The 23,471-nt window shown below is 33.9% G+C and carries 25 protein-coding genes, 1 tRNA gene and 1 other RNA gene; 13 read left to right on the top strand and 14 right to left on the bottom strand.

Annotated elements, in window-relative coordinates; all coding sequences use genetic code 11:
- Positions 1-12: 12 nt before the first annotated feature.
- From Nisw_RS01890 to Nisw_RS01880, 3 genes are read right to left on the bottom strand one after another with little or no spacing between them, the layout of a single operon-like run.
- Positions 13-1,155: a S1C family serine protease gene (locus Nisw_RS01890; RefSeq protein ID WP_141976024.1), complete on the bottom strand. Its 1,143-nt coding sequence runs from the start codon at positions 1,153-1,155 to the stop codon at positions 13-15.
- A gap of 38 nt (positions 1,156-1,193) precedes the next feature.
- Positions 1,194-2,402: a glycosyltransferase family 2 protein gene (locus tag Nisw_RS01885; RefSeq protein WP_141976022.1), complete on the bottom strand. Its 1,209-nt coding sequence runs from the start codon at positions 2,400-2,402 to the stop codon at positions 1,194-1,196.
- Positions 2,403-2,405: 3 nt separating this feature from the next.
- On the bottom strand, positions 2,406-2,822 hold the full coding sequence (locus Nisw_RS01880) for a type II toxin-antitoxin system RatA family toxin (protein WP_141976020.1): 417 nt from the start codon (positions 2,820-2,822) through the stop codon (positions 2,406-2,408).
- Positions 2,823-2,995: 173 nt separating this feature from the next.
- On the opposite strand from Nisw_RS01880, the gene Nisw_RS01875 reads away from it, so the two are divergent.
- Both Nisw_RS01875 and Nisw_RS01870 read left to right on the top strand, forming a co-directional pair.
- Positions 2,996-3,193 carry a hypothetical protein gene (locus Nisw_RS01875; protein ID WP_141976018.1) on the top strand — a complete coding sequence of 66 codons (198 nt, stop codon included), beginning with the start codon at positions 2,996-2,998 and terminating at the stop codon, positions 3,191-3,193.
- 38 nt (positions 3,194-3,231) lie between these two features.
- Complete coding sequence (locus Nisw_RS01870) at positions 3,232-3,561, top strand: tRNA-binding protein (protein ID WP_141976016.1); 330 nt, start codon at positions 3,232-3,234, stop codon at positions 3,559-3,561.
- A 171-nt stretch (positions 3,562-3,732) separates the two neighbouring features.
- On the opposite strand, the gene Nisw_RS01865 is transcribed toward Nisw_RS01870, so the two are convergent.
- Positions 3,733-4,293, bottom strand: a complete 561-nt coding sequence (locus Nisw_RS01865; RefSeq protein ID WP_012214981.1) for a TATA-box-binding protein — start codon at positions 4,291-4,293, stop codon at positions 3,733-3,735.
- Positions 4,294-4,430: 137 nt separating this feature from the next.
- On the opposite strand from Nisw_RS01865, the gene Nisw_RS01860 reads away from it, so the two are divergent.
- Positions 4,431-5,552: a DUF1512 domain-containing protein gene (locus tag Nisw_RS01860; protein WP_141976014.1), complete on the top strand. Its 1,122-nt coding sequence runs from the start codon at positions 4,431-4,433 to the stop codon at positions 5,550-5,552.
- Positions 5,552-5,731 carry a hypothetical protein gene (locus tag Nisw_RS01855; RefSeq protein ID WP_141976012.1) on the top strand — a complete coding sequence of 60 codons (180 nt, stop codon included), beginning with the start codon at positions 5,552-5,554 and terminating at the stop codon, positions 5,729-5,731. Before Nisw_RS01860 ends, Nisw_RS01855 begins: the two co-directional genes overlap by 1 nt.
- Before the next feature lies 1 nt (position 5,732).
- Here the strand turns inward: Nisw_RS01855 and map are convergent, their stop codons facing one another.
- Positions 5,733-6,626 carry a type II methionyl aminopeptidase gene (gene map / locus Nisw_RS01850; protein ID WP_141976010.1) on the bottom strand — a complete coding sequence of 298 codons (894 nt, stop codon included), beginning with the start codon at positions 6,624-6,626 and terminating at the stop codon, positions 5,733-5,735.
- A gap of 72 nt (positions 6,627-6,698) precedes the next feature.
- On the opposite strand from map, the gene Nisw_RS01845 reads away from it, so the two are divergent.
- The 4 genes from Nisw_RS01845 to Nisw_RS01830 all read left to right on the top strand — a co-directional run bounded on the left by Nisw_RS01845 (position 6,699) and on the right by Nisw_RS01830 (position 11,115).
- Positions 6,699-6,775 (top strand) — tRNA-Pro (locus tag Nisw_RS01845).
- Positions 6,776-6,911: 136 nt separating this feature from the next.
- Positions 6,912-7,157, top strand: coding sequence for a hypothetical protein (locus Nisw_RS09060; protein WP_255430816.1), 246 nt, complete (start codon positions 6,912-6,914; stop codon positions 7,155-7,157).
- 138 nt (positions 7,158-7,295) lie between these two features.
- Entirely contained in the window at positions 7,296-10,589 is a 3,294-nt protein-coding gene (locus tag Nisw_RS01835; protein ID WP_141976008.1) for a lamin tail domain-containing protein, read from the top strand.
- 34 nt (positions 10,590-10,623) lie between these two features.
- Positions 10,624-11,115: a DUF367 family protein gene (locus Nisw_RS01830; protein ID WP_141976006.1), complete on the top strand. Its 492-nt coding sequence runs from the start codon at positions 10,624-10,626 to the stop codon at positions 11,113-11,115.
- Here Nisw_RS01830 and Nisw_RS01825 read toward each other — a convergent pair.
- Positions 11,100-13,562, bottom strand: coding sequence for an ABC transporter substrate-binding protein (locus tag Nisw_RS01825; RefSeq protein WP_141976004.1), 2,463 nt, complete (start codon positions 13,560-13,562; stop codon positions 11,100-11,102). The genes Nisw_RS01830 and Nisw_RS01825 overlap by 16 nt on opposite strands.
- Positions 13,563-13,642: 80 nt before the next feature.
- Between Nisw_RS01825 and Nisw_RS01820 the strand changes: the two genes are divergently transcribed.
- Complete coding sequence (locus Nisw_RS01820) at positions 13,643-14,296, top strand: hypothetical protein (protein WP_141976002.1); 654 nt, start codon at positions 13,643-13,645, stop codon at positions 14,294-14,296.
- Here the strand turns inward: Nisw_RS01820 and Nisw_RS01815 are convergent.
- From Nisw_RS01815 to Nisw_RS01805, 3 genes are read right to left on the bottom strand one after another with little or no spacing between them, the layout of a single operon-like run.
- On the bottom strand, positions 14,280-16,025 hold the full coding sequence (locus tag Nisw_RS01815; RefSeq protein ID WP_141976000.1) for a DUF2070 family protein: 1,746 nt from the start codon (positions 16,023-16,025) through the stop codon (positions 14,280-14,282). The genes Nisw_RS01820 and Nisw_RS01815 overlap by 17 nt on opposite strands.
- A 7-nt stretch (positions 16,026-16,032) precedes the next feature.
- Positions 16,033-16,197: a preprotein translocase subunit Sec61beta gene (locus Nisw_RS01810; protein ID WP_141975998.1), complete on the bottom strand. Its 165-nt coding sequence runs from the start codon at positions 16,195-16,197 to the stop codon at positions 16,033-16,035.
- A gap of 42 nt (positions 16,198-16,239) precedes the next feature.
- Positions 16,240-16,563, bottom strand: coding sequence for an Sjogren's syndrome/scleroderma autoantigen 1 family protein (locus Nisw_RS01805; protein WP_141975994.1), 324 nt, complete (start codon positions 16,561-16,563; stop codon positions 16,240-16,242).
- A 102-nt stretch (positions 16,564-16,665) separates the two neighbouring features.
- On the opposite strand from Nisw_RS01805, the gene yciH reads away from it, so the two are divergent.
- Together yciH and Nisw_RS01795 are read left to right on the top strand one after the other, a co-directional pair.
- Positions 16,666-16,974, top strand: coding sequence for a stress response translation initiation inhibitor YciH (gene yciH, locus Nisw_RS01800; RefSeq protein ID WP_141975992.1), 309 nt, complete (start codon positions 16,666-16,668; stop codon positions 16,972-16,974).
- Between the two features lie 6 nt (positions 16,975-16,980).
- Positions 16,981-17,970: a CPBP family intramembrane glutamic endopeptidase gene (locus tag Nisw_RS01795; protein ID WP_141975990.1), complete on the top strand. Its 990-nt coding sequence runs from the start codon at positions 16,981-16,983 to the stop codon at positions 17,968-17,970.
- Here the strand turns inward: Nisw_RS01795 and Nisw_RS01790 are convergent.
- From Nisw_RS01790 to cofD, 3 genes are all read right to left on the bottom strand, one after another.
- Positions 17,959-18,867 carry a transcription initiation factor IIB family protein gene (locus Nisw_RS01790; RefSeq protein ID WP_014962921.1) on the bottom strand — a complete coding sequence of 303 codons (909 nt, stop codon included), beginning with the start codon at positions 18,865-18,867 and terminating at the stop codon, positions 17,959-17,961. The two genes, Nisw_RS01795 and Nisw_RS01790, sit on opposite strands and share 12 nt — an antisense overlap.
- Positions 18,868-18,985: 118 nt before the next feature.
- Positions 18,986-19,624 carry a 2-phospho-L-lactate guanylyltransferase gene (cofC, locus tag Nisw_RS01785; RefSeq protein WP_141975989.1) on the bottom strand — a complete coding sequence of 213 codons (639 nt, stop codon included), beginning with the start codon at positions 19,622-19,624 and terminating at the stop codon, positions 18,986-18,988.
- 1 nt (position 19,625) lies between these two features.
- A complete protein-coding gene (cofD, locus tag Nisw_RS01780) occupies positions 19,626-20,546 on the bottom strand; it encodes a 2-phospho-L-lactate transferase (protein WP_141975987.1) in 921 nt (306 codons plus the stop codon).
- A gap of 115 nt (positions 20,547-20,661) precedes the next feature.
- On the opposite strand from cofD, the gene Nisw_RS01775 reads away from it, so the two are divergent.
- Complete coding sequence (locus Nisw_RS01775; RefSeq protein ID WP_141975985.1) at positions 20,662-22,029, top strand: hypothetical protein; 1,368 nt, start codon at positions 20,662-20,664, stop codon at positions 22,027-22,029.
- Positions 22,030-22,059: 30 nt separating this feature from the next.
- Entirely contained in the window at positions 22,060-22,359 is a 300-nt protein-coding gene (locus tag Nisw_RS01770) for a hypothetical protein (RefSeq protein WP_141975983.1), read from the top strand.
- A 5-nt stretch (positions 22,360-22,364) separates the two neighbouring features.
- On the opposite strand, the gene rnpB is transcribed toward Nisw_RS01770, so the two are convergent.
- An RNA gene (gene rnpB / locus Nisw_RS01765) (RNase P RNA component) lies at positions 22,365-22,644 on the bottom strand.
- Between the two features lie 38 nt (positions 22,645-22,682).
- Positions 22,683-23,306: a bifunctional 2-polyprenyl-6-hydroxyphenol methylase/3-demethylubiquinol 3-O-methyltransferase UbiG gene (locus tag Nisw_RS01760; RefSeq protein WP_141975981.1), complete on the bottom strand. Its 624-nt coding sequence runs from the start codon at positions 23,304-23,306 to the stop codon at positions 22,683-22,685.
- Between the last annotated feature and the right edge of the window lie 165 nt (positions 23,307-23,471).

The raw sequence follows: 23,471 nt of genomic DNA, 5'->3' as shown, positions 1-23,471 counted from the left end.
CCTTTTTTTAAATTAATTTCCATTAGGTCTTTCTTGAAGAATAATTGAGATGTTTGTAGTTCTACCATCTCTTAAAACCTCTAAAATCATCTCATCTCCAACTGATTTTGCTCTTTGAAGATGAATCAAGATGTCATCAATTTTTCTTACTTCAATTCCGTCTACTGACAAAATAATGTCTCCTCCCATTGGATAGTTTACCCCCTCCACCTCGATTGTTTTATCTGAACCAATTAATCCTGCTTTTGATGCTGGACTATCTTCTACTACTGTGACTACCAAAAATCCTACTGCATCTGTAAGTTCTAATACTTTGGCCAAATCAGGATCAATATCTCTTCCTGAAATTCCTATCCATGGATGCTTATATTCTCCATCTTCAATTAGAGTTGGAATTATTTTTGCAACTGTTTGTGATGGTATTGCAAATCCTACACCTGTAAATTCTCCTGTTGCTGATTGAATTGCTGTGTTGATCCCAACTACTTCTCCTCTCATATTCAATAATGGCCCTCCAGAGTTCCCTGGGTTAATAGCTGCATCGGTCTGAATGACATCTGGAATTGAATATCCTGAACCTGATGGAAGTAATCTTCCTAACTGGCTAACTATTCCTGATGTCATGGAACCTGATAATCCAAATGGGTTTCCTATTGCTGCAATCTGCTCACCCACTTTGAGATTAGAAGAGTCACCAATTGATAATGGTCGTAATAATGATAAATCTGCATTTACTTTGATTATTGCAAGATCTGTGTATTCATCTGCACCGATAATTTCTGCATTATATGATCTTCCATCAAGAAATGTCACAATAATTTTTTGAGAATCATCAATGACATGTTCATTTGTAATTATGTGTCCGTTTTTATCAAAAACAAAACCTGAACCCACTCCTCCTACTGAATCTGAAGTTTCTCCTCTTTGAACATTAACTCTCACAACTCCTGGTTCTGATTTTTCAAATATCTCAATTAATGATAATTTTTTTGTGTATGTTGGGGTAGTTTCCCCTACTGTATTTGGACCGTGACCATTACTGACTATAATATCTGGTTTCATTGGTTCAGGGGGTGATACAAACAATACTGCAAAAATTACTATTACAACTGCAGCTCCTATGGCTCCTCCTACAAATACCCCTGATTTGTCCATGAGATTTTTAATTTCTTATTTTGCATCTAAAAGGATTACTATACGCTAATCGAACTTTGAGTATGATCTTTCATAGAATAACTTCTCCCTCTCCAAGTAACTGATGATGTTTTTTTTGCTTGAAGTAATCCACTCAAAAATCCTAAAACAACTACAAAACTTCCTAGTGGAGCAAATAGTGCGTGAACAAATCTTAACTCTAGTCCTACTTTGGCTTCAATTATTGCACCAATGTAAATCAAAAGTGATGCTGCAAATGATGTGATGCAAAGAATTTGTGAAGATATTGTTTCTGATGGAAATGAAACTGATGCTGCCAAAACTGGAAATGGTACAAAAAGCAAAAACAAAACTGCAAAGAAAATTCCTATTGCAATTTTTCCACTTTGGAGATACAAAGGAACCATTAATCTTTTTAGAGCATTCCATAGTGTAACTTTATCTCGTGCCCATACTGCATCAATGAGATGTTCCCCTCTTACCATTTTCATTTTATGGCCTGATTCTTTTACTTTTTTTCCAAGTGCACCATCTTCAATGATTTCATGTTTTACTCCTTCATGCATTCCAACTTGTTCGTAAGTCTTTTTCTTTAAAATGAAGAAACTTCCAAAAAAATAACCTGTTTTTTTTGAAGGATTGTTAACATTAAGTGCAGAAAACCGTGTATGTAAAAATGTTGATATCATCGGCAGTGTAATTTTTGTCCAAAAATCAAATGTTAGCATCTTTGGAATGGTTGACAATGCATCCAAGTCAAATGAAAGAAGATGTGCAACTGCAAGTGATATTACATTTTTTGTGTGTGTTGTATCTGCATCTGTAAATAGTAAAAGTTCTCCAGTTGCATTTCTGTATCCTTCCATACATGCCCAATTTTTCCCCATCCATCCTTCTGGTTTTGGTTTTGCAGACACATGAATAACTTTGGAGTTTTTTTTAGCATATTCTGAAATTATTTTTCCTGTAGAATCCTCTGATGAATCATCAATTACAACGATTTCATAATTTTCATAATCTTGATCAATTAATGAATCCAAACATTTACCTAAGAACTCTTCTTCATTTCTTGCTGGAAGGATTATTGATACTTTGGGCGATGTTTTTGAAGTATTTTCAAATCTGTCCAGATACGGTGTAAGTCTAAAGGAATCAATCATTGTTTTTATGAGAAATATCCATGCACCACAAATACCAATTAGTATTGCTGATAATGAATAATTAAAAACATCAAATACTATTTCCATACTCTACATCTCAATTTCTTTTTTGATGCTTTGCATGGCTTGTTCTGTGCCACTTTTGATGTGCTTTTTTATCATACCTGTAAACATTCCCATCATCCCTGTCATTTTAATATCCCATACTGTCTGAAGGACGGTTCCGTTTTCTTCTGGAATTAGAGATACTATTTTTTCACCATTAAGAATACCTTTGGTGAATTTTGCATGAATTCTTTTTTTTGGCTCTATTGTAACTTCTTGCATGCATTTTTGATCACGAAATGCTATTGTTATTTCTCTATTAATGATATTTCCATTCTTTGAGATATTTTTCACTTCTTTCGTTCCTTTCCAAAATTTTGGCTCATTGTCAATATCTGATACTACATCCCAAACTTTGTCAATTGGGGCGTTAATCTGGACTTTGACTTCAATTGTAGCCATGCGATGCAATTACTTGTTCCGCATTAAATATATTAGATTCCTACTCTATTGCAAATAGACTGTGATGGGCAACATGCCTAAAATCCAGAACAGTAACTCCAGTTCTAATGGCATTTGCCATTCTTCCGTCACAGTCAATTAATCTTTGAAAGAAAATGAAACCCTCAAAATACATGCCAAAAATAGGAACCTTTGATGGTGTAGGCTTTTGGAAAAATGCCTATGCTCATCAACGTGGAAAGTTATTGAAAAAAGTTAACGTACCTGAGGATCAAATAATTGAACTAGTCAACAAAAAGTACATGGAACTTCCTGCTGCACTTCGATATGAAATTGAAACTAGTGGAATTGATAAAAAAGATTTACAGTAATTCGAAATTCATTTAACAGGTAAAATTGGTGTTATTTCATGTCTCATGTGTCATATGATGATTTTGCAAAACTCGATATCAGAGTAGCAAAAATTATTGCAACAGAACCTATTGAAGGAAAATCTCGAATTATCAAAGGTAGGATTGATTTGGGAAATGATGATCAACGTGATGTAATTATTGGCGGTGCACAATATTTCCAACCTGAAGATATTGTTGGAAAGATTGTAATTGTCCTTGCAAATTTGGAACCAAAAAAAATGGCTGGAGTCGAATCAAATGCAATGCTTTTGGCTGCAGATGTTGATGATAAACCATTTTGGTTAACTGTTGAAGAAGACATTCCACTTGGAAGTCCTATAAAATAATTTTAGAAAGGGAGCCAAGCCTTCTCCCCTTCATCCGTTTTTTTCAAGTAGATTCTTTGGGAACCATATTTTTCTGAATTGGATGAGTATAATTACAAAATTTGTATAAAAATCTGATTGTCTTTATAACTAAAAATTTAGAAAATTAATGAAAATATGTTTGATTTATGACTAGTCATAAATCATTAGATCTTTTTCTTCTAGTAATGCATGTAAGTTATTTACAGATCTGTAAACATCTGGTTCTTTCTTTGCTCCTGTGCAGACAAGTTTTCCTGAGGAAAATAACAAAATGACTGTTTTAGGATCTAGCATTCTATGAATAAGTCCTGGAAATTGTTCTGGTTCGTACATACTTCTTGGCAATGTTCTTGCAGCTTGTTCTAAGTGAATTTTTCCACCAAGATTAATTGATGCAACAATATTTTGAATTTCTACAACTGCATCTTTCTTAACTTTGATTCCACCTTTACGAAGTTTTTGCACAACTGTTTTTACAGCTTTTCTTGCCATCTCTTCTGATTTAGAACCAGTACACACCATTTTACCTGAAGTGAAAATTAATGTTGCAGTTTTTGGACTCTTTAATCTGAAAACTAATCCTGGAAATTGATCAGGATGATATTCTACATCTGGAAATGTTCTTGTAATTTCATTCAAGTCCATCTTTTGGTCTACAGATGCTGAAGCTACAACATTTTCAACACTTACAATAGGTTTGGTTTGTGGCATATTCGATTTTTTTGTATTTTAACTATAATAAAAGCACTCGCCATATTTTTTCGCATCCGTAGGCATTTTGTGCAATTTTTTGACATATTTTGTTATGGACGAATGGTTTAATTGAGATCTGGCGATCGTGGAATTTAGTGGATTTTACAAATTTTGACATTGATCAGTTGTTTGGGATGAAAGACGATACCAATCCTCTGATGATGCTAATTTGGATTTTACCAATTATAATTTTCATTTTTTATGGACAACGTATTCAACTGTATGTAACATCAGGTGAAATCAAAAAAGGAATTAAAAAACTAGATGAGTTTAGAGAAGAATCTAGAACAGAACTACTTGCATACATTAACAAACATTTGACTCCAAAAAATAATCCTGAAAAAAGAATTGATCAATTCTTAGATTATTTTACAATTATGCCAGTTGATATGGATCCTAATGGAATTGTTGAAAAAGTACAACATACTGTAAGGTCAAGAGAAGATTATACTAGAGAACATGTAAAATCTCTTTTTTCAGAAATTGATGACGTTGAATTATCCAAAGTCCAAACTTTACTTGAAATTGCATCTTCATTACAAATGATTCATAAAATTATCAATCACATGTTCTTAACTGCAAAAAAACAAAACAATTACCCTTTAATTTTACCACTACAAATGATTCTTCCTTTTATAATGGAGCAAGCAGAAGCAATGAAAGAAGCAATTCCTGTATTTAAGACAGGACAGCCTGTAGGTGATGGAATTGGACCTATGGTTGTTGGAAAAATGATGTTAAATAGTCCTAAAGAAGAAATTTCATTTCAAACATCCCTCGCAAAAACTACATTTGAAAACAGAAATTTGTTTTTATTAAAAGCAGAGGGTCCTGGCTCAACAGTTGGTAGACCTGCTGATGCACTAGAATCAATTATTTCTGAAAACAAAATTGATGCAGTAATCATGATAGATGCTGCATTAAAAATGGAAGGTGAGGATTCTGCTTCTATTGCACGAGGATTTGGTGCTGCCATTGGGGGAATTGGAACTGAAAAATTCCACATTGAGGCAGTCGCAACTGAAAAACAAATTCCAATCTTTTCTATTGTAATAAAGCAATCTGTAAAAGAAGCCATAACTTTAATGACAAAAGAAATTGCAGACCAAGCTGATAATGTACGTTCACAAGTCTATGAAATGATTAAAGAAAATACTAAGGAAGGTCAATCTATAGTTATTATCGGTGTTGGAAATACTGTGGGGGTACCTCAATAATGTTTTCAAAAGAAAAGATCACTGTTGCTTACACTTTAGAAAAATGTGAAAAATGTGGTATGCAAAAGAAAAGAAAATTCTCTGAAGGTGATGTCTTGTTTGCAGAAATATCAAAATGTCCTTCTTGTGATGGAATGACTGTAATTGATAAAATCTTTGGTGAAACTATAGAACAGTGACCTATGCTTTAGTAGTTACTGTGACTCCATTTTCTGTTGGAATAAACGTATGTTCTGCTTGAGCCACTCTTTGTTCGTTCACTTCAATCAAAACTGGATATGCCTGTACTGCTTTTTTCTTTATTAAAATATTCAATAACTCTCTTGCTTCTTTCTCCTCTCTTTCTTTTGTAATCCATCTTAATGCAAATGGTAACATGTTAAAATTCTCCCAAATAAAATCAAGTAATTTATCTGCTTCTGGATCTTTTGTTTTCTTTCTAGAGTTTATTGCAAAAATATTTTTTATTTGTCCATTTCTGACAAATCCTCCTCCATCTGATGTTGTGACAAATGGTTCACATGCATATGCTGAATTTTCGGATAATGAAAATCCTCCAATTGACCAAATATTTGGAATTGATTTTCCTGCATGAATTGTGTATTGTTCCAAAGAATGACCGCTAAGATTTGCAATTGGTTTGTATCCCATTTGTTTTATTGTGGTTTCAATTGTTCTGCCAATGTCGCTTGCTTTGACTCCTGCCTTTATCATTGACATTGCATTTGCTAATCCTTCTTCAGCTGCTTGGACTAGTCCATCATATTGTGGATCATAACATACTGTTACTGCTGTATCTGCAATGTACCCATTAATTTGTGCACCAAGATCAATTTTTACCAAATCTGTATCTTTGATTGTAATTGGATCATTTGGTTCTGCAGTATAGTGAGCTGCAACTTCATTGATACTTGCATTGACTGGAAATGCACACTTTGCTCCTCGTTTTCTAATTTCATCTTCTACCCATTCACAAATTTCATAGACTGTTTTTCCTACCCAGTCTTTTACTCTGACCATCTCTCTTACTTCTGATGCAATTTTTCCTGCTTTGATGTACTCTTCTATCTGCACGTTTTAGCTCCCTTGTGTGCCTTTAAAATGATTATCTGTGAAGCTTAAATTGGGCGACTTTTAGGATTTACTGGGATCGTGGTCTAGCTTGGTATGATTCTGCGTTTGGGACGCAGAGGTCGCGCGTTCAAATCTCGCCGATCCCACCATTATCTTATTATCAAATTAACTCATACTAATATCGCCGAGCAATGAGGAAGAGTTAGAGTAATGACTTTGATATGAAGTAAACTAATGGCTCTGAGCTCCGGCATGTTTTTATGAATTCTCTGAGGTCTTGTTTTATTGAAATTTGAGAGAAGAGATATTATTTTGATTGTTGGACTATTGCTTTTCATGATTGGGTTGATCCCATTCATGAGCCCTGCATATGCTGCAATAATTGTAATTCTCATGTATTTTGGCATAAAGTTCTATGTTGCAAAGAGACGTCAATTAATCGAGCGAGATGTGGGTGAAGGCATATGCCTAGAATGTGGGGCTAAAATCCATGAGAAAAAATGTCCTAATTGTGACTATTCTAAGGTATGATTCCTACGTATGCCTTAAAACTGAAAAATTGATAAAATTTTTGATGGTTTTAAGATATATGACTTTAACAACTAGCTCAACTTTTCCTCAATTTCATTCTAAAATGACCCTTCCAGTCAGAAAAAATAGGAAATAACAATGAATCAGAAACTATCTTTAGTATTTTCACTCTTCTTACTTGCAGGAATTATCACACCTGCATATGCTCAAACATCTGACGGTGTTGTAATTAATGAAGTTGATATTAATCCTCCTGGGGATGATTCTAAATCTATCTCTGAATGGGTTGAACTCTATAATCCTACTGATTCTGAAATTGATTTGAGTGGGTGGCAGATTGCCTCAACTACTGTTCTAAAGAAAACTATGACAATTGGTCCTGGAACTACTATTGAACCAGGACAATTTTTAACATTTTCTTATCAAAGTGTTTGGTTCACTGATATCAATGAGTCAGTTGAATTACGTAATGCCAATGGAATTGTAATTGACAAGACTCCGATACTTTCAGATATTCAAAATGATTTTACATCCTGGCAGAGAATTTACGATGGATATGATTTAGATAATTCTAATGATTGGAAGTTTGTCACATCTACTTCTGGTTCTACTAATGGAAAACTAATACAAGAACAACAGCAAGATGAAATCTCTGTTACTCTCTCTTCTGATAAATCATCCTATTTGTTTGGAGAAACTGCTGTGATAACAGGAAGTGTTTCTGAAGCGGTGTTTGTTGAAAAACCATTCTTTCAACCTGAAGTGATCACTGTAAAAATCACTGGACCAAATTTTGATAGAACATTAACCTTGTATCCTGATTTGAATTTAAATTTCAAAACAACTTTGGGGTTGCAAAAAGTCTTGGGAATTAATGAAGGCGATTATAACATTACTGCATCTTATGCTGGCTCAACTGCAAACACCTCGTTTTCTGTAGGATATGAAATCTTTGAACAAGAACAACAACAACAAGATGGCTCTCTCCGTTTGACTACTGATAAATCTCAATACATTCCAGGACAAATGGTAACTATTACTGGTACTGCTACTGATATTATAGAATTTCAAGGAATGAAATTCACTGTAACTGATTCTTCAGGAAATACGGTTTACAATGGAAATTTGTTTCCTGTAAATGGTCAATTCAAAACTAGTATTTTCCTATCTACTGTAAATCCTGTTTATGGCACTTATGAAATAATTGGTGAATACTTTGACAAATCTGCAATTACAACATTTGAAGTTGTTAAGGATGTAAAAGAAACAGTCCCAATATCCTTGTGGACTGATAAGGATGTTTATGGAACTGGTGAAGTTGTAACTATTACTGGAAGACTAAATGATGTTTGGGTTGCATCACTTGATTTGGAAATAATTCAAACAAAGAGTCTCTCTTTGGGAACTGGTAGCCAACTTGGTGGCGGTAATGTTTTAAAAATTTTAGATGTGGTTAGAATGGATGGTGATGGTAAATTCAAATATTCATTTACTATTCCTGACGCTGATACTAGATTAGGTGATTATACAATCAAAGTTTCAAAAGATCTTGGTTCTGCCAAAAAGACTATTGTGGTAGTAGAAGATCCTGAAAATTATATCCCCTTAACTGATCCTCTCATTGTCACTACAAACAAACTTGTTTATGATTTTACATTAGATAATGAACTTGTAATTCGTGGTCAAATAAAAAACCCTGTAGAAAGAACAAGTTTTGAGACTCCTGTTGTTTTAATTTCATTTAAAGATGCAGATGGAAAATCTCTTTCCATAATTGGTGTTCCTGGTGGTATTAATCAAGGGGCTGCAGGTGGAGAAGGATCTGTCACTGCAAATTATGAATTTACAGCAATTCCTGAATCTGGTGGAACCTTTTCAGTTACTGCTGATATTAGTAGAGGAATATTTTCCGAAGGAACCTATTTCATTAATGCTCAATATCTTGACCTTTCAGCAACTACTTCATTTGATATTGTAGATGATTTGAATAGTGGTGCAGGTATTTCTCTTGATAAGGATGTTTATGGTTTAGGTGAAAAAGTCACTGTTAGTGGTATTTTCCCAACTGCTGAAAGTTCTGTAACTATTTCTGTCACTAGGCCTGATGGCACAAAGACCACATATGGAACATCTGTTGATAACCAAAGATTTTCTTGGTCTTGGACAACCCCTGTATCTGAACGATATCAAACTTTGAAGATTGATGATGGACGAGATGTCACTAAATCTAATTTTGGAATTTATAAGATCAAAGTGTCTGGTGATTCTTATAGTAAAGATCTGTTGTTCAAAGTATCTGCTGACCCTGAAAATGATTCCATATCAACCACTCCTATTTTTGTAACTACTGACAAATCTCTCTATCAGGCAGGAGATAAACTCAAAGTAATTGGAAATGTTATCCCTCGTGAACAAGGAGATGAAGGTCTAAATGTTCCTGACCGTGTAACTATCAAAGTTTTAGATGGAAAATTCCCATACGAGCAAATCCATGAAGCATCTGTTTATCCAAAACAAGGTGGAGAGTTTTCCAGTTTGTTTGAATTACCTCCAACTATATTTGGTGAGGGTCTTTACACTGTAAAGGCCATTTATTCTACTACTCAAACAACTTCTACATTTAGTGTTGCAAATGATTTTGTTTTTGGTCTTGATGAACCTGTGTCCCTGTTAGCATCTACTGATAAATCTGAATACTATCCTGGTGACACAGTTATCATTTCTGGAAAACCAAACAAATTGATTTACTTGGAAGCATATGATGTAAGTATTATCAAAAAATCTGACACCGAAATCACTTGTGGGTCTTTTATTTGTGGAATCCATGTTGGTCAAGTAACATCTATTCGTCCTAGTCCTTCTGGCTCATTTATCCATGAATTTCCAATTAAAAATATACTAACTTCTATTGGAACCTATGAGGTAACAATTGATGCTGATTTTGAAACAAAGCATATTAAATTCAAAGTTGTTGAAGAACTCCCTGCACCTAAATTAGAAACGGTAATTGAAAAAGAAAATAGAATTCCTGACACAACAATTTCTGTTTCTACACAAGGAAAAACTGTAGGTGATGTATCATTATCTCCAAGAGTTGTTTCAGGTTCCTTACTAACTCCAATTAGAGATGATGCTTCAGATGTAAATCTCAAAGTTTCCTCTCAAAGTGGTGTTTGTATAATTGGACCTGATACCGATTGCCTTGTCAGTGAATCCACTAGAAAACCTGGACAAATCTATGATGTTGTTGAAGTTGATGGAATGAGCCTAAATGTTAGATATAGTGGTCCTGACGTACGCCTAGAAAAATTCAGTATTTTACCTGAATCCTCTGACTTATTCTTGCCTGATTCGAATTGGAATGTAGAAGTACTCAAAGATGAGCAAGTTTCTAGATTCTACTATAAGGTAACTTACAGAGCCTTAGAGTAAGTTCAAAATACTATTTATTTGAAAATTATTTGAAATGAAACTTCAAGTTTTGATGTTTTATCAAGACGATCCCAAAAAATGCACAGCTGCAAAAATGGTAAAATTTGGTCTTGCTCAAAATATTAAAAAAATTGGTACAAAGGGGCTAGTCCTGGATCCTTTTTCAGATAAAACTTTGATGCCAAAAGACAAATCATCAATCAACTCTATTGTTGGCATTGACTGTTCTTGGAATTTAGCTGATCAGGCATTTTCAAAAAAATTTAATGGAATAAAGCGAAAACTTCCTCCATTACTTGCAGGAAATCCTGTAAACTATGCAAAATTAAATAAATTAACAACCGTTGAAGCTTTAGCTGCCTCTCTGTTCATTTTAGGTCAAAAGGAACAAGGTTTAGAATTACTTGAAAAATTCAAGTGGGGTCATACGTTCTATGAATTGAATAAAAATCTATTTGATGAATACTTGAAATTAGAAAATGAAGAACAGATTGAATTAATTCTAAAAGATTATGGCTTACTGTAACGTTTCCTTAGAAAAATAACAACTCCAATAATTATTATTATTGGAACTATCCAAACCTCATAACTTGATTTGTTATCTAAAAACTCTATGTCATCCGCAGAGCTGCTTGGTAACTTTGTTTTCATTTCAGTTACAATGAAACTTGTTTCATAAAAATCTGGTTTGAGAACTGAATCTGATACTGCAAAAATCTTTACATTACCTGCACCTACTTGCAACTTCTCTGAATCTACCGAATCTATTATGATGCTAATTTTGCCTTCCACAACATCCATTGATTGTGATGAAATCATATCTCCTTGACTGTTTGTTAGAAAATACAAAATTGAATCCGTATTTTTGGCCTCAACTTGTATTGAAAATTCTGATCCTTTCTCAATTACATTCTCTAATTCTATTTTTGTAATTGTTGGGAATTTTGGATTTTCAAATTCAGACCAACTTCCGATTTTAAATGGATATGAATCATCATCAAATGAATTGACTTTGATTGTTCGTGATTCTGGTGAATATGACTCTAGATAAAATGGTCCATTGCTAATTACGGCGTGATTGTTTTCTTCAATCCATTTTATGGAAGAGTCAAATCTTTCTTGAAAATATTTTGATTCTAAATTATTATTCTCTAATGAAATGGGTATGTATTTTGAATCTCTAAATTCTTCTAAATACTCTCTGATTAGATTTGCATCATTTGGAATAATTAATGATAACCAGTTTACGTTCTTACTTGTTGCACCTGATCTAGAAAATGATACTTTGCCATCAAGCACTGCTTTTTCCATTGCTGCAGAAATTTCCCAAGGCATTGTATTCCAAATAACTGCCCAATCTGCAATCTCTCCCTCATCAAAATGCCAATAATCCACATAAACTTCGATAGTATCCTCATCAATTTGATTTACTCCGATTATTGTTTGAATACTTTGAGCTGCTCTTGGAGTGAATTCTGTGTCAAATGTCCTATCATTTTCATCTGTTTGTGTTCCCCATTCTATTGTAAAATACAACGAGTGCATAATGTCATTCATGTCTATTTTTTGACCGTTATGCCAATTTCCAAAATTAAAATCAAAAATTACTTTGCTTTTAGATACTGTATTTGGTTTGATGTTTTCCCATTTTTGTAATTCTGGGTTCCACATCACTGCTTTTGTTGGAACTATGAGACTTCCATTTGGACCTGCAGTTTCAACTTGCCAATTTGTTCTGACTGGAAATGTTTCTCCAGTAAAAGGATGTTTGAATGTTCCCGGGTCAGATAATATTCCCCAAATATGCCTGCTATAACTATCAGTTAAACCCATAATTGGATTCCATGCTCCTTGATAGATTTGTTTGACCCCAATCACCAGTTCATCATTTTGACTTTGTGCATTAATTGGAGTAAATCTGCTTGGCACTCCTGCACCAAAATCATTCACAACTCCGCTTACTTTTTCATTTACAACATACTGATCAATCTTACTTGCAAGAAAAATTCTTACAGATTCATTAATTCCCTCAACAACTGCTTCTTGAATTAACTCTGATCTGTTTTTAGCAGTTTCAAAATCTCCTGTGTAGATTTTTTGTGTAATTTCATCCAGTTTTGTATTCTCATAGTTCCAATATGATGGGTCATTAAATCCTGGCATATTTGAAAACCATGGAGAATACATTTGACCTAATCCAACTGAATCATATTTTACAAATGCTGAACGTCCCCACCCCTCTGTATACAAATTCCATTTCAAATCCGATGGGTTTGAACCATATACAACAACAAATGCCTTATTCAAATCGCCAAAATCTTTCTTAACTGAAAACCCAATTCTCTCTAATTCAATTGCCAAAATTTCTCCAATTGATTTTCTAACTGGATCATCACTTCTAATGAAGATTCTAATCTCTATTGGTGTTTGATCTACTTGCCATTTCTCATCAATTTTTACTGCTCCTCTTTCTTTTAACGCATTTGTGATAATTTCTTCTGCAAGTGCAGGATTGTATTTGAAATTGAATCTCTCTAACTCTTCTAATATTGTAAGGTATTCTGGGTCTGATGGTCCATAGTAAGAAATTATTGGTGCCCCATACCCTCCCATCAATTCATTTACAATTAATTTTCTATCTACCAAATAATTCAAAGCAAATCTTATTTCTTTAATTGAAAATGGGTTGAAATTTTCTGATTCTGCTGGATTGACTAGAATACTATATGATCCTCCAGTTGAATCAAACACTTGTAATCCCTCTCTTGCTTGATTGTTTTCTAATCTGTCTGATGAAATTCTGTAATAATACATGTCCAGATTGCCATTTCGAACCTCTTCTAATGCTGTGTTCTCATCTAGATACTGAATAAATTTTACAGAATCAAAAAACACATTTTTTTCTGCAAACACTTGATTCTGTCCGATAATTACAATTGAAAGAGCTAGTATGATAACTAGCAATTTTTTCATATCCATAATTTAAGAGGCTCATAATAAAACCTATATCATAATACCCTGTTCTTTTATTTCTTAAAACCTAAATTCCTTTCATGATTCATGAAATTCAATTGAAAACAAATCCCAAAATGATTGTTGGTCTAAAAGGAATTATCCCTGGCGGTGTATCTGCTAAAGATTTTTCTGCTGTAACTAAAATGACTGAAGATGAATCAAAAATAATTTTAGATGAATTTACCCAAAATCAAATTGGAACTAAACAAGATGATTTTTACTACTTTGAAGAAGGTGACAAATTAAAGATAGCAATATCTTTACTTGAAAAAGGACTCCCTATTGATGAAATCTCTATTGCATTAGATTGGAAAGACTTTGAGGGATTAACTGCCGAAATACTGTCTTCAAAAAATTTTGCTGTTATGAAAAACATGATGCTCACAAAACCTCGAATGGAGATTGATGTTGTAGGAATTAGGTTGGGTGTTGCAATACTAATTGATTGTAAACACTGGAAGCGTTACAGTATGTCGTCTCTTTCATCTGTTGTTAAAAAACAGATAGAAAGAACAAAGCAATATGTTGCAAAAACAGAAGGGGCAATTGCAGTGCCTGTTATAGTTACATTATATCAGGATAAAGTAGATTTTATTGAAAACGTACCTATTGTTCCAATATTTCAATTCTCTTCATTTGTTGATGAGTTTTATGGGAATATCGATCAGATGAAAACTATAGAAAAAGACTAGTTATGAAGAATATTACTCCTCCAATCACGAATCCTTTGGTGATTTTTAATGAATTATCTAATGCTTTTGAATAATCTTCATAGATCCCCTGTCCCATAACTTTGACCTTGGTTTCATTTTCTAAAATCTCAAACTTTGCGCTAACAGTACTTGATTCTGCATTACTTGCAATTTCTAAGAACCACTTTGCAAGTTTGTCTGCACTTGTGATTAGTCCTAGTTGGTAGTATCCATTTCTATTTCTGGCTTTGACTGGTGCATAATGAGTATCTGATGTACAAATCTCAAGTAATTGAAGGCCTTTTTTTGTAAACAAGTCTATGATTTTCTCTCTTACTCCGTTTTCCATGTTGTTTGCATCTGCCCAACCAAGAAAGTATTTCTTTTCATTAATTTTGAGGCAAACAATTCCTAATCCGCCCATTCCCAAATCTTCTGTCCACACATCCATGTCATCTGAATTTGCATATCCAAATTCAATTGGGAAACTATCTTTTGTAATTAGTGTGTCTAAACAAGACTTTGCAGCTTTTAGCATGTCTTCGCCATCTTCATTTGAAATTTCATCTCCCATTGCATTGTGACAATCAACGATTAGTGGTTTTGAGTAATTTCTGTTTTTGGCATACTGTTCGATATCATTTTTCATGTAATTTGGTATGTCTTCCATTCCGTGTGGTGATAATGATAAGAATAGTAGAGGGTTCTTTCCAAATAATAATCCAATTACTCTTGCTTTGTTAATTTGTACAGTTACAGGTTCTGTACATTGCAATCCTTCTTCTTTGACCTTGCTGTTTTCTAAATTCTTTAGATAATTCTCAACTTCGTTTTTTGATGGAAGATTTAGTGCATGATCTGATATGCTGTGCATTACCATGGCTGAAGATGACAAATTTTTGTAAATTAGATATGGTATGTTACTGCCTCCAACTGGGTGATATGGGCCTGGATGAATTTCAGGCAAAACCATTCTAAATTCCTTATCTCCATTATTTGCGTATAATCTAATTTGTGAAGTTGCTACTCTAGTTTCACTAGAACGCTCTTCCATAATTTCTTCTGCTTCTGTATGATCATTTTTTTGTGATGCAAGGTATGCTTGAATTGTTTTGTGAGTGCTTTCCATTCCAGGTCTTCCTGCTCTATCTGTAAGTACTGACCACACACTTGCAATTATCATAAATGAAATTCCATAAAATAATGATATTGGGTCACTTAGCATTGGAATCCACAAATCTTGTGGAATTAGAACTGCAAACATTGCTAGTGGTTGAACAAAACAAATAGCCCATGCTTTTTTGAGGCTTGCCCCTAATGTGGTAGTGTAAATTCCAATTCTAAAGCTTGCAAACAAGAACATTCCAAAAGTTACAAAGAACAATGATGTCTCTTTGCCTAATACAAAACTAGCAAGTAATCCTAACAATACCGTTGCAGCCCACAACATATTTGCAAATAACGATGAATGTAGCGACTTTGAGTATTCTTTTTTCTTTGTGAATCTTGTATCTAGTAATTGTGTTAAGAAAAGAACAACGATTACTGAGGGAACAACATACCATGATTCTTCAATACTTGCTCCCAAATATCCTAAAATGGTTGCAAATGAAATTATTGCTGCGACTCCTAATGATACGAATAATGAAAAGTAATGTGATGAAGGATTAACTAAAGTAAGGGAGAACCTGTTGTGGATATTTGAAACATCATCTGGTGCGTTTTCCATTGTTTATTCAGGGAGCTAAAAAGATATCGATAACCCATGATATTGAAATTAAACTAATTGGAATTGATACTACAATTCTTGGATCTAATTTGAATCCCTTTGTCTCATCTTCAAAGAACCTCATGAGACCTCCACTTGATGCTGGAAGTGGTGCTGATTTCTTATCTGCCATTCTAATTCGAAAACAAGGATTTTGACATAAATACTTTATTGTCTACTTTTTTGTCTTTTCTATTGTCTCTAACAGTGAATTAATCGATTTTAGTATGTCTTGTTGTTTTGTGTGATCTTTTTCATCTTCAAGTTCTTTTGATAAGGCTGCAAGTTTCTTCTCTAGTGTTTCAATTAGCGGTGATTGGGTTTCCTTTTCTTTGATTTTTGGGATCTCTTTTTTCTCAGGTTCTCTGCCACAGCTTATGCATAATGCATGCCCTTCTTTCATCACTCTTACTCCTTTACAATATGGGCATGGTTCACTAAGTAACGTTGCTCCTTGCAGCAACATCTCTGCTGCTTTTTTTGTAAGATCTTTTGACACTATTTTTCTTAAATTTTCTATCTAAAAAATCTCATTATTTTCTAAAATGGAGTGTTCCAAACAAGGCTTAATAGTGCGTATAATTGAATTCATTTCGAACGAATGGCAGTAATTTGTAATACTTGTGGTCTTCCAGAAGACTTGTGTGCATGCGGTGAACTTGCCAAAGATAGCACCAAAATTATAATTCGATTAGAAACAAGACGATTTAAGAAAAAAGGTACTATGATCGAAGGCTTGGATCCTAAACTAAATAATTTAGAGACTGTTGCAAAAGAACTCAAAAGCAAATATGCTTGTGGTGGAACTGCTAAAGAAGGTTACATTTTCTTACAAGGTGATCATCGCGATACCATCAAAGAAACTTTAACTAATCTTGGTTTTGCTGAAGAAACCATAGAATTACATTAAAATAAATTGCAAAATCAAAACAAACTACTCCAAGCTGTTGGAATTCCTTTTACTGCATTACTTTCAGTAATCTTTGGATTACTTTTAGTCTCTTTTCCAATCGGAATTTTTGTTATTTTTGAAAGTGAAATTGGTAGCGATATCAATTATGATTTTCCTGTAACTCATTTAGAATTATTTGAAGGCACTTCTGTTTATCAAACTGTATCTGATGTTAGTATCGGTGATGTCTTTGTTGGTTTGTGGATTTTTTATGTGGTGCTATTTGTAATTGCTATTTTAGGTCCTAAAACAGGATTTTTAAAATCATTTACCTCGATAATCTCTTTTGGAAAATATGATCCTACCTCAAACTATATGCTTGCTATAACCAAGTGGCTTTCTATTCTGGTATTGGTTTCTGCATTGATTAATTTTGTTCAGGAGCAATTTGGAATTGTTACCGTTCCTCCACTTGATGAAAATGATCTGATACAATTCTTCTATGTCTCACTTGCCCCTTTAATTGAAGAGATTGGATTTCGATTAATTCTAGTTGGAATTCCATTGTTTGCACTTTATTCTCATAGGTCATCTGCAAAATACTTCTTCAAATGTCTATGGTATCCTAGAAATCTTGACATTCATGATTCTAAAAAAGCAATTTTTTTGATTGTTTTTGTTGGAATATTGTTTGGATTTGCACATATTGCATTTGCAGAATCTTGGACTGAAGGAAAATTTGCTCAAGCAACGGCTGGTGGGATTATTCTAGGATGGGTGTATCTTAGGTTTGGATTTGTTGCATCTTTACTGATTCATTGGGCTACAAATTACTTCATATTCTCTTATGCAAATTTCTTATCTCAGATTAATTCTATATCTATTGAAAATGCATTTTCCCATTCGTTAATGTCTACTTTGGAATTACTTCTTTTGGCATCAGGTATATTGTCTATAGGGATGTTATTTTTGAATAGATATTATTCTAAAAAAGAGTCTGCACTAGAGATTTAAGGCTACTTTCAAGCCTTTGTATCTATTTCTAATTGTCACTTCTGTAACTCCTGCAGCTTCTGCTACATCTCTCTGTGTTTTGTTTTCACCATTTGTTACACATGCAACATATAATGCTGCAGCAGCTAATCCCATTGGATCTTTACCTGCTGAAATTTTATTTTCTTCTGCAGTTTGTAAAATCTTTGTTGCCTTTCTTTTTGTTTTTTCTGATAGACCTGCTTTACTTGCAATTCTTGAAATACATTTGATTGGATCTACTACTGGCATTTTCAAATTTAATTCTCTTAACAATAATCTGTAACATCTTGCAATGTCTTTTCTTTTGATGTTGCTTGCTTGTCCAATGTCTTTTAATGTTCTTGGTGTTTCAGTATCACGACATGCTGCATATAATGCTGATGCAATCAAAGCTGAAATGGAACGTCCTCTGACTAATCCTTTCTCTAATGCTTTTCTGTAAATGTAAGCTGCTTTTTCAATAACTGCATCTCCTACTGCAAGTTTGTCTTTTAGCCTATCTAACTCACTAAATGCTTGTCTAAAGTTTCTATCAACTGGTTCATGAACTTGACTTCTACTATCCCATGTTCTTAATCTCTCAATTGTGCTTTTCATAGAAGCTGTTAGTGGTTTACCTGTTGCATCTCTATTTTGAGGATTGATTACAGTTGCCAATCCCATGTCGTGCATGGCAAGTGATGTTGGAACTCCTGCTCTACTTTTGTTTTCACCTTCATTTGAAAATGATCTCCATTCTGGACCTGACTCTTCTACTTTGTCTGTAATTACAAATCCACATTTGCCACAAAAATTTTCACCAGTATTTGCATCTGTTACTAGTGTACCTTTTCCACATCTTGGACATCTGTCCTTTGGATTTACTGTTTTAACCATCTTTATATCTCCCAAAACCTTTTATGATAATATTTAACATTTTCTGAATCATTACTTATAAGTCTGCTGATGATCGTACCTAAAAAACGGCCGTTTTTGGGTATTTTTTTGATTTTTTTTATGTTGATTCCAAAATCTGTTTGATTTTTTCTGCAACGTGTGGCTTTTCTTTTTGTTCTAAAAGGAATTTCAAGTCTTCAGAATTATCTACATCCCACATGATTCTTTTTACAAACACCATTGCAACATTTAGTGTGTGTTCTTTTGCAGTGTTCATATGTATTTTGTAACTGTCTTCATCATAATGTGTCTCCATCAAATCAATTGGCATTCGTACAAGTGCGTTAGTGCCATCAAATCTTCTTGATGGGACAATTATTGCAAAATTCGGTGGTGCTTTGTAGTTTAACATAAAATCAATATCTTGTGTTTTGATGTATGGTATGTCTTGAGGAAAAACAATTGATGCATCAAAATTATTTTCTAGTAGGTACTTGTCTGCAAGTGCAACTGCACCATTGACGCTTTCTTCTTTTTCATCAACTATTGTATGGACATTGAATTTTTCTCCAATCTCAATTGCTTTTTTCTCTTTTGTGACTATCACTACTTTATCAATTTGAGGTGAGATTGAAACTGTATGTAGAATTTCTTCTAACATCACTTTGCACAAATCTTCTATTTTCTGCGGAGGTAAATCTAAACGTGTTTTTGCATTAGAGAAAGTCTTTACAGGAATTATTGCAGCTATTTTCAAATTATACGTGTACTTGTTTTAGAATGAAATTTGCTAATGCATCTTCAGCTAATTTATTTTTCATAGTAATTTTTGTTTCAAAGACTTTCATGTCTAAACTTTGAATTTTCTTTGAGAGCATTCTATCTTTAGTATCTACAATTATGTTAGAACATACATCTGAATACATTTTTGCTAATCCATAAGCATTTGATTCTATACCTGCAGCCTGCATGTATTTTGCGGCAGGACCGCTAATTGCATTATCTCCAATTAATGGGCTTATTGCGACTACTTTTTTCTTAATTTTTGATAATTCTTTTCTAATTCCTTTGATTTGAAGCATTGGGCCAATTGATGTTAGTGGATTTCCGGGAGCTAAAATTACCATGTCTGCATCATGTATTGCATTTACTGCTTCTGGATTTGGACGAGCTTTATCTGCGCCGATATATTGAATTCCTTCAACAGGATCTTTGCCTCTGTGTTTGACCCAATATTCTTGTAAGTGTAATTCTCCTTTGTCAGTGATTATTCTTGTTTCAATACTGTTGTCAGTTACTGGGATAATGTTTGCACTAACTGCAAATTTCTCACACATCCATTTTGTAATGTCGCTTAGATTTTTTCCGTTCTTTAACATGTTTGTTCTAATCAAATGGGTTGCAGCATCTCTGTCTCCAACTCTAAACCATGTCTCTTCTCCAAATACTTCCATTTGACGCAAAAAGTTGAATGTGTCTTTCTTGATTCCCCATCCTTTTTCTGAATCTAACAAATCTGCTAATCCATATACGATTGTATCTATATCTGGACATACGTAGAGTCCGTATAACCAATAATTGTCTCCAACATTACTTATGACATTGACTTTGGATTCTTGAGACACTAATCCTCGAACCAGTTTTACTGAACCTGTTCCTCCTGCTAAAACCGTAATCATACCATTTTCTCCTAAAACTGCAGAGTCTGCAACGCTTACTCCATATTACTTTTTCAAAAAATTGCGATCATTGTGTCGGATAAGTTTATTACTGTAAATAATTGCTTTCTAGATCGTGTCTAGGGTAGCCGTTTTAACCGTTTTACTCGCTAGTCTTATCGTAATTAGTTCAACTGGTTCTGTTTTTGGTGCCCAAATGGATGCAAGAATAAACCCAAACAATGAGACTTCTCCATTTAAGATGAATTACCAAAAAACTGTATTCATTGAGTATCCAAATGGTGGACAATTATTTGATGTCTTGAGAGGTCAAGAATGGACAGTTGAAGGAACTGCTGATTCATCAGATCCTGGTGTTAGAAACTTGATGAAACAACTTAATGATAAAATTAAAGCTGATGGTAGTCAGGCACATATTTCTGACTTGAATGTCTCTTATGATATTCACCTTAAAGCAAGAAACATCAACACTTCTGTTGATTATAGGGTAATTCTTGAAGGAACTCTCTCAAACTATGTAATTACTAAAGATTCTCAAAAAACATTGATTGATTTAGGATGGAGAGGATTAACTGCAACTGATGAAGTTGTAATTGATGGACATGAACTCAATTTCCCAATTAACATTTTACTTGAAATGGAACCTGAAGCAGCAGACTTCTTTGTAGGAACTGAAGCTGAAGACGTTTTACATAGAAATCTTATTGATGCTAACTTTATCTTAGAACAACCATTAACAAACTGGCACTTCTTGTTTGACCCAACTGGCATTAATGTTGATGCAGGAACATTTGGTCTAAGTGAAGAGATTTCCGGATATGTTGTCTCTAGTTGGACTATGGGTGAAAGTAGTCTTAGAGAAGGAAGACAAGTAGAAAGAGTCTTTGAAGCAGAAGTTATGGCTGACCAACTTTATGTTGTTAGAAGTGTTCAATCCTCAGATCAAGGAAACTTGTATGCAATTGGATTTGGCGCTTTAGATGTTTTTGATGGTGTTGAGATTGCAGGTGTAACTCCAACTCCTCCTGAGGATTATGCTACTACATCTACAGGTGATTTCCCTGTAATGATTATCTATGGAATGGCAGCAATTGCAGCCATTGCCGGTGGTGCATTCTTTATGTTTAGTAATCGTGCTCTTAAAAATACAAAAGAAGGTCAACAAGGAATTGATCCAAGTAGACTAGTCGGTTATCAAACCAGTTCCTCATCTGGTGGTTATCAAACCAATAGAGGTGAAGCACAATTAGCAGATGAATCTAACTATCAGCAAACAAGAAGTGTTTATGATGACTCTTCAAATTCAACCCCTCCACCACAAGCAGCAACTCCTACAACTGAGGAAGAAGCAGCATGTGGATGTGCAGCATCAGCTGAAATGGGTTCTGAATGTGATTGTGCAATGCAGGGTGCATGTTTGTGTGATGCAACATGCCATTGTAGTGCTGATATTTGTAAAGAACAAGTCAACTCTATGAGTTAGATTTTTAGAAAAATCTTTTCTAATTTTACTATGGGCTTTTTATCTAATTTTAGAAAAGAACTAAAATCTGCTAAAACAAAAAAGGCTGCACAAACTAATGGCAAAACTCTCAAAGGACTACTCAAGACATTCAAAGAAGAAAGAGATAGAATAGAAAAAGAAACTGGAACTCGTCCTGAGATTGATGACACAACTGTAATGTATATGCAAAAAGTCCTAAACGTTTGGATTTCTGAAGGGAAAAAAATTGATGAAGAGAAATTTTGGAGAGAAGTTGATTACAATAGACAGTTTTCTCATCCTGTTGAGTATTACGAAATTAAAAATTAAAAAATGTGTGCTGGGAGTAACCCTCCTTCTGTTTTCACGATATTTCGCTTTGCAGCCTACCTGAACTTAGTACAGGAACTTGCAGTTCTGTTTGGCTTTGCTCCATGTGGGTCGGCTTTTTCATTCCTTTTATGGAAATCTCAGGTTTTCACCATCACAGTGCGCCATATTGGATTTTTTTCTGCTCCGTTGCCAATCATCTCTGATTATCTATCTCCAGATCACATATCCTGTATGGAGGGAGGAGTTTCCTCTGCCGTAGCAGCGTGTCGTGCTCCAGCTCACATAACTATACTTTTGATTTATCGAATTTGAATATTGCCTTAGATTTTTGTGCCTATGATGAACAAAGTCCCAAATTCTCTTTTCCATTTTTTACTACTTTTCAAATCTTTGATGTGTTTTGTTTTGACTTGAAACCCTGCATTCTTAAAAAATTCTCTCCATTCTTTTTTTGAATGCAGATGCATTTGGATTTTCATAATATTTGCCCATTTTGCAGTTGCTTTGTTATCTGTGTAAAAATCAGTACCACAAAAAAACTCTCCTCCTGGTTTTAACAATTTGTATATTTTTTTGAGTGCTTCTTCTATGGAATCTGAATAATAAATCGCCTCCATTGAGAAAATAAAATCAAATTTTCCTCTATATTCCCATGATTCTATGTCTGTGTGGAAAAATTCTTCTTTTTTACTATCTATTTTCTTTTTTGCTTGAGTAATCATCTTTTTGCTTTTGTCAATTCCTATTGCTTTTTTACAATTCTTTTCTCTAGCAATTTTTCTTACAACCCAACCATTTCCACATCCTACATCAAGAAATGTGAAGGGCGCATCAAATGATATTTTATTCAAAAACTTTGAGACATTTTTTCCATGTTCCACTTCCATTAATTCTGCTTTGCCGTTTTGAGCCCATTCATCAAATGTTTTTCTGACTCCATCCATGTGCTTTATCATTTTATTTTACATTATAATCTTCGTCTTACTGATCATTGATATGAATAATTTCTACGTGTGCCTTATATTCAATTTTCACAAATATTGTTTGAATAGAAATGCCTGATGAATCATGTAGAAACTGTGGTGGAAAACTAACAGAGCATACAAAAT

The organism is Candidatus Nitrosopumilus sp. SW, from assembly GCF_006740685.1.
Lineage (GTDB): Archaea > Thermoproteota > Nitrososphaeria > Nitrososphaerales > Nitrosopumilaceae > Nitrosopumilus.
The sequence above is the reverse complement of the archived record's forward strand: the minus strand, read 5'-3'. Positions and strand labels throughout refer to the sequence as shown.